We start from the raw sequence: 11,813 nt of genomic DNA on the forward strand, positions 1-11,813 counted from the left end.
GAGCGCGCTCAGCCGCGCTTGCAGTCGTTGGGCGAGGTGACCGTCGGGTCGAAGACGTACTGCGGCGACACGATGTCGGTGTCGTCCTGCGACTCCTTGATCGTCATCGCCCACCACCCGGCGCCCCGGGTGTCGACCGTGGCGCGCTGGTCCTTCGGCAGCTTCTTCCACATGCTCAGCACGTCGACGCCGACCTCGATGAGGGGGCCGTGCGGGGAGATGACGCCGCGCGCCTCGGTGTCGTAGGGAACGGTGGCGGGCAGTGCGGCGAACAGGCCTCGCGGCAGCCCGGCCAGCACCTGCTTGAACGGGACGGTCACCTTGACGTCCTCGCCGTCGAGCTCGATCGGGCGGGCGGCCTTGAGCGGCCAGCCCGGGTCGAACGCGGTCGGGAGGGCCCAGGTGCGCGCTGCGTCACCCGTGATCTCCGCCCAGCACTTGTCGGCGACCGGACCCCAGCCCTCGCTGTTGAAGTAGGCGCGTCCGGCGACGACGAGATAGTCGACCTGCTGCGGCTGGCCGTCGAGCGTGGACTCCATCGAGATGGCGCTGTCGCCGGTGTCGGGGTCGAAGCGCGCCTCGAGGTCGAGCAGGCGCTTGCCGCGCTTGTCGGGGTTCCTGGTCAGCAGCTGGCCGTGCCACTCGACGATGCTCATCTCGTCGACCTGCGTGACCAGGCTCTGGACCTGCTCGCCGAGGAGGACCGTGCTCGTCGGCTTGCCGGTCGCCGCAGTGCCCGAGCCGCCGCAGCCGGTGAGGACCATGAGCAGACCGGCGGCGAGGGCCGCGGCCCGCGGGGCGTGGTGTCGTGTCACAGGAGTTCCCGTTCGGATGAGTGAGGGGGATCCGTCCTGGGTCCCTGTCGGGAGCGTAGGACCGTCGCCCGGCCCTGTCCGGAGAACGCGAGATCTTGCTCACAACGGGTCAGGACGCCATCCAGCCGCGCGCCGCCCCCACGACCGCGTCGGTCAGCTCCGACACGAGCGACGACCCGAGCCGCCAGTGCTGCCAGAACAGGGCCACCTCGGGTCGCCGGCCCGGGACGAGCTCCACCATGTCGCCGCGGTCGAGCTCGTGGGCGACGTCGGACTCCGGCAGCAGCCCCCACCCCATGCCGACCCGGATGGCGCGGTCGAACTCCCGCACGGACGGCAGGTAGGTCACCGGAGGTGCGAGGTGGCGGCGGGTGACCCGGCGGATGTAGTCGTGCTGGAGCGAGTCGTTGCGGTCGAACGCGACGATCGGCGCATCTGCCAGCGAGGCCGACCCCACGCCGTCGGCGAAGTGGGTGGCGTGGAACTCACGCGTCGCGACGGCGGCGTACCTCAGCCGGCCCAGGCGGACCACCCGGCAGCCAGGGACTGGCTTGGGCTCCCCGGTGATGGCCGCGACCACCTCGCCGCGTCGCAGCCGCTCGGCGGTCCGGGTGTGGTCCTCGCGGATCACCTCGAACACCACCCGGTGCCGCGACTGCACCTCGGCCAGCGCGTCGACGAACCAGCCGTAGAGCGCGTCGGCGTTCACCGCGATCGGCAGGGAGGTGTACGTCGTCCCGTCCTCGTCGGCCTCCTCCACCAGCTCGGCCACCGCCTCGCGCTCGAGGATCTCCGTCTGGGTGGCGAGCCGCACCAGCACCAGGCCGGCCTCCGTCGGCTCCAGCGGCTTCACACGGTGCAGCAGCACCCGGCCGATGCGGGTCTCGAGAGCCTTGATGCGCTGGCTCACCGCCGACGGCGTCACGTGGAGCTCACGGGCCGCCGCCTCGAAGGTGCCGAGCCGCACCGCGACGGCCAGTGTGCGCAGGGCCACGGGGTCGAGCTGGGTGATGTCTCTCATAACAAGACATCCTAATGATTCGTCAGAATCCTTCGCTGGATTGACGCCTTCGCGGGACCTAGCGTTGTCCTCATGATCCAGGTCGTCCTCACCGGTCTCCTCACCGGACTCGCACTCATCGTCGCCGTCGGCGCGCAGAACGCCTTCCTCCTCCGGCAGGGCATCCGTGGCGAGCACGTGCTGCCCATCGTGCTGACCTGCCTGGTCTCCGACGTCGTGGCGATCACCGCCGGGGTCGCCGGACTCGGCGTCGTGCTCGAGCGATGGCCCGCGGTCCTGCCGGTGGCGCAGATCCTGGGCGGCGTCTACCTCATCGCGTTCGGCGTCCACGCCGCGATGCGCGCGTGGCGCCCCGGGACGCTCGACGCCGGCGAGGGCACCGCCCTCACCCCCGGCCGCGCGGTGCTGCTGACCCTCGCGCTCACCTGGCTCAACCCGCACTTCTACCTCGACGCGGTCCTCATGCTCGGCACCGTCGCCAACAGCTTCGGCACCGACCGCTGGTGGTTCCTCGCCGGCACGCTCATCGCGAGCCTGCTGTGGTTCTTCGGCCTCGGCTACGGCGCCCGCCTGCTCCGCGGGCTCTTCGCCCGCCCCACGGCCTGGCGCGTGCTCGACTCCGGGATCGCCGTCGTCATGGGCGCGCTGGGCATCGGGTTGCTGGCGCACTGAGTCTTGGTGCTCGCTCGGTGCTTGTCTGCGCTCGCTCCGCTCGCGCGTGCTCGGCGCCCTCGAGGGCGCTGTCTTCCCTCCTCGGCTTGCTCGCTGCGCTCGCGTCGCTCGTCAGTCCAGACAGCGCCGGGCACCGAGCCTCCAGACGGTCTGACCTCGGGGCTCGCCACGCTCGCCACGCCACGCGTGAGGTCTTTCCTCACGACCTCAGCGCACGCGCTCGGCGCCCGACGTCGTCTGGACTGACGAGCGAGCAAGCGTGACGAGCGCAGCGAGGCAGCGCCGTCGAGCGAGGAGGGAAGACGACGTCTTCCAGGGCGCCGAGCACGCGAGCGAAGCGAGCCAAATAACACAGCCCCCAGCTCACCCGAGCTCACTCCCAGCCCCCCCGAGCTCACTCCTCCCGGTATCCCAGCCCCTGCTCCGCCATCGCCTCGGCGAGCCGGGCGATGGCGATGGGTCCCACGCCGTGGATGGCGGCGAGGTCGGCGGCCGTCCAGGCGGGGACCTGCTCGAGCGTGGTCACCCCCACCTCACGCAGGGCGCGGGTCGCCGGTGCACCGATGGTGCGGGGCAGCGGCGTGCCGGACGTACGCGCGGCCCGCTGGCGGGGCTCCGGCAGCGAGGCGTCGACCACCGCCTCGCCGCGCGGCGAGAGCAGGTAGCCGATCGCCAGCGACTCGGTGAGGCCGAGCTCCTTGAGCTTGCGGACGTCCTTCTTGAAGTCCGGCGTCTCGCGCCCGACCTGCGCGGCCAGGTCGGGCGCCCGGACGGTCGGGTTGAGGTCGATCAGGTCGAGCGTCTCGCGGGTCCAGGCGCCGTAGGCCGACGACGCGTCCAGGCGGTCGAGCCGCGCGTTGATCGCCGCGATCTCGTCGGCGTCCGGGACGGACTGCCGCAGCGCCTCGCGCGGGTCGGGACCGGCGTACGCCAGCCCGATGCGCCACGCCGGGTCCGTGGACCGGGCGGACAGGGCCTCCTTGAGCGCTGCCAACGACGGCGCCCCGGCCCGCCGGGCGTCCTCGGCGCGCAGGCTCGTGACGCTCACCTGCTCCAGGGAGGTCACCTCGACCACGCCCACCGCGGTGCGCATCCGGGTGCCGACCACCACCCGCGGCTTGGCCCAGCGCCGGAACGCCAGGTCGATCCTGCCGGCCTTGATCGCGGCCAGCTCGGCGGGACGGATCATCATGCGACCAGCCTGCCAGAACCCGGGCGGGCGGTGAGTGAGGCAGGTTCTCGGCCGCCAGAACCTGCCTCACTCACCGCCCGCGCGAAGAGCAGCGGCGGTCACAGGTTGCCGCGGCGGTCCTGCTCGCGCTCGATGGCCTCGAAGAGCGCCTTGAAGTTGCCCTTGCCGAAGCCGAGGGAGCCATGGCGCTCGATGAGCTCGAAGAACACCGTCGGGCGGTCGCCGAGCGGCTTGGTGAAGATCTGCAGCAGGTAGCCGTCCTCGTCGCGGTCGACCAGGATCCCGCGCTTCTTCAGCTCCTCGATCGGCACGCGCACCTCGCCGATGCGGGCACGCAGCTCCTCGTCCTCGTAGTAGGAGTCGGGGGTGTTGAGGAACTCCACGCCGTTGGCGCGCAGCGCGTCGACGGTGGCGATGATGTCGCCGGTCGCGAGGGCGAGGTGCTGGGCACCCGGGCCACGGTAGAACTCGAGGTACTCGTCGATCTGCGACTTCTTCTTCGCGACGGCGGGCTCGTTGAGCGGGAACTTCACGCGGTGGTTGCCGTTGGCCACGACCTTCGACATCAGCGCGGAGTAGTCGGTGGCGATGTCGTCGCCGATGAACTCGGCCATGTTCACGAAGCCCATGACCCGGTTGTAGAAGCCGACCCACTCGTCCATCTTGCCGAGCTCGACGTTGCCGACGATGTGGTCGAGGGCCTGGAACAGGCGCTTGGGCTGGTCGTCCTTCTTGTGCCAGCGCGGCGCCACGGCGGTGTAGCCGGGGAGGTAGGGGCCGGCGTAGGTCACGCCGTCGACCGTGCGCTGGACCAGCGTGTGGCGGGTCTCGCCGTAGGTCGCGATGGCGGCGACGCGGACCGAGCCGTGCTCGTCGGTGACGGTCTGCGGCTCGGACAGCACGGTCGCGCCGGCGCGGCGGGCCTGGGCGATGCACTGGTCGACGTCGGGGACCTCGAGGGCGATGTCGACGACGCCGTCGCCGTGCCGGGCGTGGTGCTGCACGAGGCTGCTGTCGGGCGACACCGCGCCGCTGAGGACGAACTTGATCGAGCCGGACTTGAGCACGAAGGACTTGTGGTCGCGGTTGCCGTTCTCCGGTCCGGAGTAGGCGATGAGGTCCATGCCCCACGCCGAGGCGTAGTAGTGGGCGGCCTGCGTGGCGTTGCCGACCACGAAGCAGATCGCGTCCCAGCCGGTGACCGGGAAGGGGTCCGCGTCGGCGTCGTACTCGACCAGCCCGATGAGCTGCTGGAGCTGCTCGAGGGAGAGGTCGGCCTTCATCTCGTCCACGGTCAGGGCGCCACCGGTCGAGGCGATGTCAGTCGTCATGCGCACACCCTCCCAACGCCCGGCAAGGTGTGCAACAGTACGAAGAAACGTTGCGCAAGTTGCACAGCCGGAGGAGCCGAAGTGGACGAGATCGACGGCAAGGTGATCGAGATCTTCGCCACCGAGCCACGGCTCGGCGTGCTCGAGGCCAGCCGGCGGCTCGGCATCGCCCGCGGGACGGTCCAGGCCCGGCTCGACAAGCTCTCCGCGGCCGGCGTGATCACCGGCTGGGGACCGGACCTCTCCCCCGAGGCGATCGGCTACCCCGTGATGGCGTTCCTCACCCTCGAGATCCGCCAGGGGGCCGTCGGCCGTGCCGCGGGCAGCCCACCGGACACGGGCGGGCACGACGCCGTCGCCCGGCACCTCGCGGCCATCCCCGAGGTGCTCGAGGCCTACACGATCACCGGCGCCGGCGACATGTGGGCGCGGGTGGTCGCCCGCTCCAACGCCGACCTCCAGCGGGTCATCGACCTCGTGCTCACCGAGCCGGCGATCGACCGCTCGACGACGGTCATCGCCCTGGCGACGCAGATCCCCTACCGGGTGCTGCCCCTCGCGACGGCGACGGCCGCGCCGCCTACTCCCCCGCCCGCATGATGAGGCAGGTCGAGGTGGCGTGGGCGACGAGCCGCCCCGCGCCGTCGGTCAGCTGTGCCTGCGCCAGCGCCGTACGACGTCCGCGCTGGATGACGGTGCCCTCGCAGGTCAGCAGCCCGGAGTCGACGGTCACGGGGCGGAGGAACTTCACCGTCAGGTCGACGGAGGTGTAGAGCTCGCCGACGGCCAGCGTGGTGTGCACCGCGCAGGCGGCCGCCGTGTCGAGGAGCGTGGAGATGACACCGCCGTGCACGCCGCCGAGCGGGTTGTAGTGGAACTCCGCGGCGGGCATCTCGACGACGACGCGGCCCCGCTCGGGACGCAGGTCGGTGAAGCCGAGCGTGTCCATGATCGGCGGGTGCGGGAGCTCGCCGTCACGCATGGCCTCGAGCTGCTGGAGGCCGTCGAGCTCCAGCAGGCGGGACAGGTCGGCCTGGCCGGGCGTAACCCAGGAGAAGGTGCGGCTCTCGGTCTGGAACTGGGTCTCCGTCATGGACCCACGGTGCCAGTGCTTGTCTGAGTCTGTCAACTGGACTTAGCATGCGGGCATGCCGGACTCCCCCGCTGCCCTCGCCTACGCGACCGACAACTGCACCATCGGCCGCACCATGTCCGTGCTGGGCGAGCGCTGGACGTTCGTGGTCATCCGCGAGGTCGCGAACGGGATCCGGCGCTTCGACGACATGCGGCGCCACACCGGCATGCCCCGCCAGGTGCTCACGGACCGGTTGGCGCTGCTCGTGGACCACGACATCCTGCGCCGGGTGCCCTACCGGGAGGCCGGCCAGCGCGAGCGCCACGAGTACCGCCTCACCGAGAAGGGCTTCGAGCTCTTCCCGCTGATGGTCGCCGTCGCCGCCTGGGGCGACCGGCACTACGCCGACGAGGCCGGTCCGCCGGTGGCGTTCGAGCACCGCGGGTGCGGTGCCCCGGTAGAGGTCGTGGTCCGGTGCGCGCAGGGACACGCGCTCGACGAGCCGCGTGACATCGCCGCCCGCCCGGGCCCCGGGATCAAGCCGTTCGAGGGCTGACCGCCCGGGTCAGCCGAGCCGTTCGGCGACGTCGCGGGCAGCCGCGATCACCAGCGGCGCGACGACGTCCTCGTCGATGGCCCCGTCGAGGGTCACGACCCCGACGCTGGCGCGCAGCCCGTCGACGCCACGCACCGGGGCGGCCAGCCCGCGAGCCCCGGTCTGCAGCTCCCCGCTGGTGACGGCGTACGCCGGTGCGGGGGCGTCGAGGAGCGAGATGGCCTTGCCGGCCGCGCCCTGCGTGAGCGGGTGGCGGGCGCCGACCCGGTAGGACACGTGGAAGTCGGTCCACGTCGGCTCGACGACGGCGAGGGCGAGCGCCTCCTCACCGTCGGCGACGGTGAGGTGGGCGGTGGAGCCGATGGACTCCGCGAGCCGACGCAGGACGGGCATCGCGAGGTCGCGCAGCAGCGGCTGCACCCCGCTGGCGAGGTGCAGGACGCCGAGGCCGACGAAGAGCCGGGAGCGCGGGTCGCGGCGCACCAGGCCGTGCTGCTCGAGGGTGCTGACCAGGCGGTAGACCACCGTGCGGTTGACCTCGAGGCGGCCCGAGAGCTCGGTGATCGTCAGCCCCTCCGGGCTCTCGGCCAGCACCCGCAGCGCCCGCAGCCCGCGGTCGAGCGTCTGCGAGGTCTCGGAGGGCACGGGACCACTATGGCGCAACTCCGCTCAGGACGACTGGCGCATCGCCCACTCGCGGATCCGGTTGATCCGCTCGTGCAGCTGCTCGGCGTTGGCGACGGCCGCCGGCGGGCCCCCGCACTCCTTGCGGAGCGCGGAGTGCGTGATGCCGTGGGCCTGGCCGGTGCGGTGGTGCCACGCGGCGACGAGGCCGTTGAGCTCGCGGCGCAGCACGCCGAGCTGCTGGTGGGTGCTGAGCTGCTCGACGGAGTCGACGACCCGGTCGCCCCCGCCGTCGGACTTCTGCTTGCGGGCGCGCTCGCTCTGCCGGGAGTGCAGCAGTTCGCGGACCTGGTCGGGCTCGAGGAGCCCGGGGATGCCGAGGAAGTCCATCTCCTCCTCCGATCCGGACAGCACCTCGCCGGAGTGGCCGAACTGGGCGCCCTCGTAGAGCACGTGGTCGAAGGAGGCGGTGGAGCCGAGCGCCTCCCAGGACATCTCGAGCTCGTCGGAGGCCGACTCCCCCTGCTGCGCCTCGGCGAGCAGCCCCTCCTCGGCGGCGAAGATGTCGTCCTCGTCGGTGACCCGGCGGCCCAGCACGTGGTCGCGCTGCGCCTCCATGTCGGAGGCGAACTCGAGCAGGTGCGGGACCGACGGCAGGAAGACCGACGCGGTCTCGCCCCGCGAGCGGGCGCGCACGAAGCGGCCGACGGCCTGCGCGAAGAACAGCGGCGTGGACACGGTGGTCGCCCACACGCCGACGGCCAGCCGTGGCACGTCGACGCCCTCGGAGACCATCCGGACCGCGACCATCCACCGGTCCTCGGAGGCGGTGAACTTCTCGATCTTCTTCGACGAGCCCTTCTCGTCCGAGAGCACCACGGTGGGGGTCTCGCCGCTGATCTTCTTCAGCAGCGCGGCGTAGGCGCGGGCGGTCTCCTGGTCGCCGGCGATGACGAGACCACCGGCGTCGGGGACGTGGCGGCGTACCTCCGAGAGCCGCTTGTCGGCGGCCTCGAGCACCGCGGGGATCCACGACCCGCGCGGGTCGAGGGCCGTCCGCAACGCCTGGGCGTGCATGTCCTTGGTGAGCGGCTCGCCGAGGCGGGCCACGACCTCGTCGCCCGCGCGGGTGCGCCACTGCATCTCGCCGGAGTAGGCCATGAACAGGACCGGGCGCACGACGTGGTCGGACAGCGCGTGGGCGTAGCCGTAGGTGAAGTCCGCCGCCGAGGTGCGGATGCCGTCCTCGCCGGGGGCATAGCTCACGAACGGGATGGGGTTGATGTCGGAGCGGAACGGCGTGCCGGTCAGCGCGAGCCGGCGGGTGGCCGGGTCGAACGCCTCGCGCACGCCCTCGCCCCACGACAGCGCGTCGCCGGCGTGGTGGATCTCGTCGAGGATGACCAGGGTCTTGAACCGCTCGGTGCGGATCCGCATCGCGAGCGGGTTGACCGCCACGCCGGCGTAGGTCACCGCGATGCCGACGTAGTCGTCGGAGGTCCTGCCCTTGCCCGCGGAGTAGGTGGGATCGATCGGGATGCCCGCCCTGGCTGCGGCCTCGGCCCACTGGGTCTTGAGGTGCTCGGTCGGCGCGACGACCGTGATCCGGTCGATGACGCGCCGGCTCAGCAGGTCGGCGGCGACGGTGAGCGCGAAGGTGGTCTTGCCCGCACCGGGTGTCGCGACCGCGAGGAAGTCACGCGGCTGGCGGGACTGGTAGGCGTCCACGGCCGCCTGCTGCCACGCGCGGAGGGACGGCGCCGTGCCCCACGCAGCCCGGTCGGGCCACGCGGGGGGCAGCGGCGCGTCGGGCCGCCCCGTCACGCCTCGGGACCCGAGCCGTCCGAACCGGAGCCGCCGCCGGGCTTGTCACCGGGCTTCATCGACTCCCAGATCTCCTTGCAGTCCGGGCAGACGGGGAACTTCTCCGGGGCCCGCGAGGGCACCCACACCTTCCCGCACAGCGCGATGACAGGCGTGCCCATCACCATCGCCTCGGTGAGCTTCTCCTTGGGGACGTAGTGGGAGAACCGCTCGTGGTCGCCCTCATCGGTCGGGACGGTCTGACGCTCTTCGACCGTCTGGCTGCCCGGGGAGAATCCGATGGTGCTCATGATGGGAAAGCCTAACCTCCGGGTCAGTTCATGTCCGGATCGACGGGCCGGTTGACGTGCCAGGCGAGCATGCCCGGCTGCCGGCGCATCACGTCGCGCCACAGGGCCGAGGTGTCCCCGCGGAAGGCGTCACCGGCCTCGGCGCTGACGACGTACCAGTCACCGCGCTCGACCTCGCCCTCGACCTGCCCGGCGCCCCATCCGGCGTAGCCGGCGAAGACCCGCATGGCGGTCAGCGAGCCGTCGACCAGCTCGGTCGGGGTGTCGAGGTCGACCATGCCCAGCAGGCCGGCGACGGGGCGCCAGCCCACCGGCGGCGCCTGCGGGTCGCGCAGCGCGGCCACGGCGAGGGCGCCGTCCGTGCCCACCGGGCCGCCGCGGAAGAGGACCTCCGGCTCGGCCACCACGTCACGCCACGGCTGGAGCACGTCGGCGACGAGGACCTGCGAGGGGCGGTTCAGCACCACGCCCAGCGCTCCCTCGTCGGTGACGTCGAGCAGCAGCACGACGGTGTCCGCGAAGTTGGGGTCCTGGAGTGCCGGCGTCGCCACGAGCAGCATCCCCGATGCCAGCTGCATGCCGTCCACTATGACAGGCGGCCCGAGGTGACCTGGGTCACCTAGGCTGCGCTGATGGACCCCCGCCGCCAGCGCTTCCCGGCCGAGACCAGGAGCGCCCTCGTCGACGTGGCGGTGCGGCTGTTCACCGAGGGCGGCTACGCCGCCACCTCGCTCGACGCGATCGTGGCGGGGGCGGAGGTGTCGAAGGGCGCGCTCTACCACCACTTCAGCGGCAAGCAGGCGATCTTCGAGGCCGCGCTCGAGCAGGTGGAGCAGCGGGCCACCCTGGGGATCGCCGCGGCTGCCGACGGGCACGACGACCCGTGGGAGCAGGCGCACGCCGGCCTGCGCGCGTTCCTGCAGGCCGTCCAGGAGCCGGGCTACCGCCAGATCGTCGTCTCGGACGGACCGTCGGTGCTGGGGCCCGAGCGGTTCCGCGAGCAGGAGTCACGCTCGACGTACGCCGTCGTGCACCAGGTGGTCCGCTCGCTGCTGGCCGCCACGGACGGGGGTCGAGACGCGGCGATGGTCGACACCTTCGCCCGGATCTTCTTCGGTGCGATGTCAGCCGTCGGGGGGTCCGTCGCCGTGAGCGACGACCCCACGGCGGCCGCCGTGCGGGCCGAGACCGCCGTCGGCATGGTGCTCGCCGGGCTCCGGCAGGTGGTCGAGCACGGTGACCCCGTGCTCGACCCGACGCCGTAGGACCTACTTGGCGAAGGTGACGTCGCCGTTGACGGCCGGCACCAGCTCGACCCACACCCGGCCCGCGGGCACGGTCAGCTCGCCGGCCTTGGTCGACAGCTCGATGTCGCCGTGGAGGCCGTCCTTGCTCCACGTGCTGCGCACGACCCGACCGTCGTGGAAGAGCAGTGCGGCACCCTTGCCCTCGAACTTCGTCTCGGGGACCGGGTAGCCGGCCGGGTCGGTGTAGCCCGCGTCGCCCACCTTGACCCGCAGCACGAGCACGGAGTCGGCGGGGAACTGGTCACCGGCCGCGGCGTACGAGTCGGTGTTGACGTAGCCGCCGTCCTGGAACTGCCACGACGTCGAGTGCGCCCCGAAGTCGGCGGTGAGGGTGCGCGCCTTGGCGCCCTGTGGCAGGTCGGCCTCGGTGCCCCACGGCAGGTAGGGGGGCGGCTCCTCCTCGGCGTCGAGCCGCTTGGAGATCTCGCCGAGCCGGGCGAACAGGTTGTAGGGCGCCGAGCGGGTGTTCTCGCGGTAGACGCCCGCGTCGCCCTCGGTGATCCACGGGATCCCGGCGCCGTTGATCCGGTTGATCGTCACGGGGGCGGCACCGCTGGTGACCACGGTGGCGCCCTGCGGGACGATGCCGATGTCGCTGGCCCGCATGGACCGCACGGGACCGATGCTGGCCGGGACCTGGGAGTAGTAGAACGCCGCCAGGCGGGTGTAGCCGCCCTCCACGAGCTCCTCGACGACGAGGTCCGCCGCGCCCAGGCCGACCTGCGGGGCGCTCGACGAGGTGTTGTCCACCTTGGTGACGATGACCGGGTGCTCGGGGGCCTTGCCGGTGCGCTCGAGGCCGGTGAGCGGCCAGTAGGTCGGCTCGGGCGGCTCGGTGGTCTCGGAGGCGGTCGGCTCGGCCGGGGCGGAGCTGCTGCCGCTCGGGGTGTCTTCGTCGTCCCCTCCGCCGCAGCCGGCGAGGAGGAGCGAGGCCGCGACGAACGCGGCGACGGCGGTGGGAAGACGGTGACGCACGGGGGCTCCGATCGAACGGGGGTGTCGAGCCGCTGGCTCTTCTGGGAAGTGTGGGGGCGCGCCTTCCCCGATCGGAGAAGGCGCGCCACAGGGGTGATAACCACGCGTTGGTTTTTCTGCGGCGCCCCTCA

Annotated in this window: 14 protein-coding genes; 4 read left to right on the top strand and 10 right to left on the bottom strand. The window is 72.1% G+C overall.

Annotation, left to right across the window (positions count from 1 at the left end; genetic code table 11):
• Positions 1–8: 8 nt before the first annotated feature.
• A complete protein-coding gene (locus HN031_RS01625; protein ID WP_172265345.1) occupies positions 9–815 on the bottom strand; it encodes a hypothetical protein in 807 nt (268 codons plus the stop codon).
• Positions 816–924: 109 nt separating this feature from the next.
• Positions 925–1,836, bottom strand: coding sequence for a LysR family transcriptional regulator ArgP (locus HN031_RS01630; RefSeq protein ID WP_172265348.1), 912 nt, complete (start codon positions 1,834–1,836; stop codon positions 925–927).
• A 72-nt stretch (positions 1,837–1,908) separates the two neighbouring features.
• On the opposite strand from HN031_RS01630, the gene HN031_RS01635 reads away from it, so the two are divergent.
• On the top strand, positions 1,909–2,508 hold the full coding sequence (locus tag HN031_RS01635; RefSeq protein WP_216651969.1) for a LysE/ArgO family amino acid transporter: 600 nt from the start codon (positions 1,909–1,911) through the stop codon (positions 2,506–2,508).
• 394 nt (positions 2,509–2,902) lie between these two features.
• Here HN031_RS01635 and HN031_RS01640 read toward each other — a convergent pair whose 3' ends face one another.
• Together HN031_RS01640 and hppD are read right to left on the bottom strand one after the other, a co-directional pair.
• The gene (locus tag HN031_RS01640; protein WP_172265351.1) at positions 2,903–3,700 is read right to left on the bottom strand and encodes a hypothetical protein; all 798 of its coding nucleotides are present in this window, start codon (positions 3,698–3,700) and stop codon (positions 2,903–2,905) included.
• Positions 3,701–3,798: 98 nt separating this feature from the next.
• On the bottom strand, positions 3,799–5,031 hold the full coding sequence (hppD, locus tag HN031_RS01645; protein ID WP_172265354.1) for a 4-hydroxyphenylpyruvate dioxygenase: 1,233 nt from the start codon (positions 5,029–5,031) through the stop codon (positions 3,799–3,801).
• Positions 5,032–5,112: 81 nt separating this feature from the next.
• On the opposite strand from hppD, the gene HN031_RS01650 reads away from it, so the two are divergent.
• Positions 5,113–5,631, top strand: coding sequence for an Lrp/AsnC family transcriptional regulator (locus tag HN031_RS01650; protein WP_172265357.1), 519 nt, complete (start codon positions 5,113–5,115; stop codon positions 5,629–5,631).
• Here the strand turns inward: HN031_RS01650 and HN031_RS01655 are convergent.
• Entirely contained in the window at positions 5,612–6,124 is a 513-nt protein-coding gene (locus tag HN031_RS01655) for a PaaI family thioesterase (RefSeq protein WP_172265360.1), read from the bottom strand. The genes HN031_RS01650 and HN031_RS01655 overlap by 20 nt on opposite strands.
• Before the next feature lie 55 nt (positions 6,125–6,179).
• Here HN031_RS01655 and HN031_RS01660 point away from each other — a divergent pair, with 55 nt between their 5' ends.
• On the top strand, positions 6,180–6,662 hold the full coding sequence (locus tag HN031_RS01660) for a helix-turn-helix domain-containing protein (protein WP_172265363.1): 483 nt from the start codon (positions 6,180–6,182) through the stop codon (positions 6,660–6,662).
• Positions 6,663–6,671: 9 nt separating this feature from the next.
• Here HN031_RS01660 and HN031_RS01665 read toward each other — a convergent pair whose 3' ends face one another.
• The 4 genes from HN031_RS01665 to HN031_RS01680 are packed head-to-tail and all read right to left on the bottom strand — an operon-like array spanning position 6,672 to position 9,978.
• Positions 6,672–7,307, bottom strand: a complete 636-nt coding sequence (locus tag HN031_RS01665) for an IclR family transcriptional regulator (protein WP_172265366.1) — start codon at positions 7,305–7,307, stop codon at positions 6,672–6,674.
• 24 nt (positions 7,308–7,331) lie between these two features.
• Positions 7,332–9,086, bottom strand: a complete 1,755-nt coding sequence (locus tag HN031_RS01670; RefSeq protein WP_216652011.1) for a DEAD/DEAH box helicase — start codon at positions 9,084–9,086, stop codon at positions 7,332–7,334.
• Between the two features lie 20 nt (positions 9,087–9,106).
• On the bottom strand, positions 9,107–9,400 hold the full coding sequence (locus HN031_RS01675; RefSeq protein WP_172265372.1) for a DUF3039 domain-containing protein: 294 nt from the start codon (positions 9,398–9,400) through the stop codon (positions 9,107–9,109).
• A gap of 23 nt (positions 9,401–9,423) precedes the next feature.
• Complete coding sequence (locus HN031_RS01680) at positions 9,424–9,978, bottom strand: YqgE/AlgH family protein (RefSeq protein WP_172265375.1); 555 nt, start codon at positions 9,976–9,978, stop codon at positions 9,424–9,426.
• A gap of 54 nt (positions 9,979–10,032) precedes the next feature.
• On the opposite strand from HN031_RS01680, the gene HN031_RS01685 reads away from it, so the two are divergent.
• Positions 10,033–10,665, top strand: coding sequence for a TetR/AcrR family transcriptional regulator (locus tag HN031_RS01685; protein WP_172265378.1), 633 nt, complete (start codon positions 10,033–10,035; stop codon positions 10,663–10,665).
• 3 nt (positions 10,666–10,668) lie between these two features.
• Here the strand turns inward: HN031_RS01685 and HN031_RS01690 are convergent, their stop codons facing one another.
• On the bottom strand, positions 10,669–11,682 hold the full coding sequence (locus tag HN031_RS01690) for a DUF3048 domain-containing protein (protein ID WP_172265381.1): 1,014 nt from the start codon (positions 11,680–11,682) through the stop codon (positions 10,669–10,671).
• Positions 11,683–11,813 lie beyond the last annotated feature (131 nt).

The organism is Nocardioides sp. zg-1308 (assembly GCF_013155375.1).
GTDB classification, from domain to species: domain Bacteria; phylum Actinomycetota; class Actinomycetes; order Propionibacteriales; family Nocardioidaceae; genus Nocardioides; species Nocardioides renjunii.

Excerpts from the sequence above, each read along its gene's own strand:
- HN031_RS01630 (WP_172265348.1), bottom strand. The coding sequence starts at position 1,836 with ATGAGAGACATCACCCAGCTCGACCCCGTGGCCCTGCGCACACTGGCC.
- HN031_RS01635 (WP_216651969.1), top strand. The coding sequence starts at position 1,909 with ATGATCCAGGTCGTCCTCACCGGTCTCCTCACCGGACTCGCACTCATC.
- HN031_RS01640 (WP_172265351.1), bottom strand. The coding sequence starts at position 3,700 with ATGATGATCCGTCCCGCCGAGCTGGCCGCGATCAAGGCCGGCAGGATC.
- hppD (WP_172265354.1), bottom strand. The coding sequence starts at position 5,031 with ATGACGACTGACATCGCCTCGACCGGTGGCGCCCTGACCGTGGACGAG.
- HN031_RS01655 (WP_172265360.1), bottom strand. The coding sequence starts at position 6,124 with ATGACGGAGACCCAGTTCCAGACCGAGAGCCGCACCTTCTCCTGGGTT.
- HN031_RS01660 (WP_172265363.1), top strand. The coding sequence starts at position 6,180 with ATGCCGGACTCCCCCGCTGCCCTCGCCTACGCGACCGACAACTGCACC.
- HN031_RS01675 (WP_172265372.1), bottom strand. The coding sequence starts at position 9,400 with ATGAGCACCATCGGATTCTCCCCGGGCAGCCAGACGGTCGAAGAGCGT.
- HN031_RS01680 (WP_172265375.1), bottom strand. The coding sequence starts at position 9,978 with ATGCAGCTGGCATCGGGGATGCTGCTCGTGGCGACGCCGGCACTCCAG.
- HN031_RS01685 (WP_172265378.1), top strand. The coding sequence starts at position 10,033 with ATGGACCCCCGCCGCCAGCGCTTCCCGGCCGAGACCAGGAGCGCCCTC.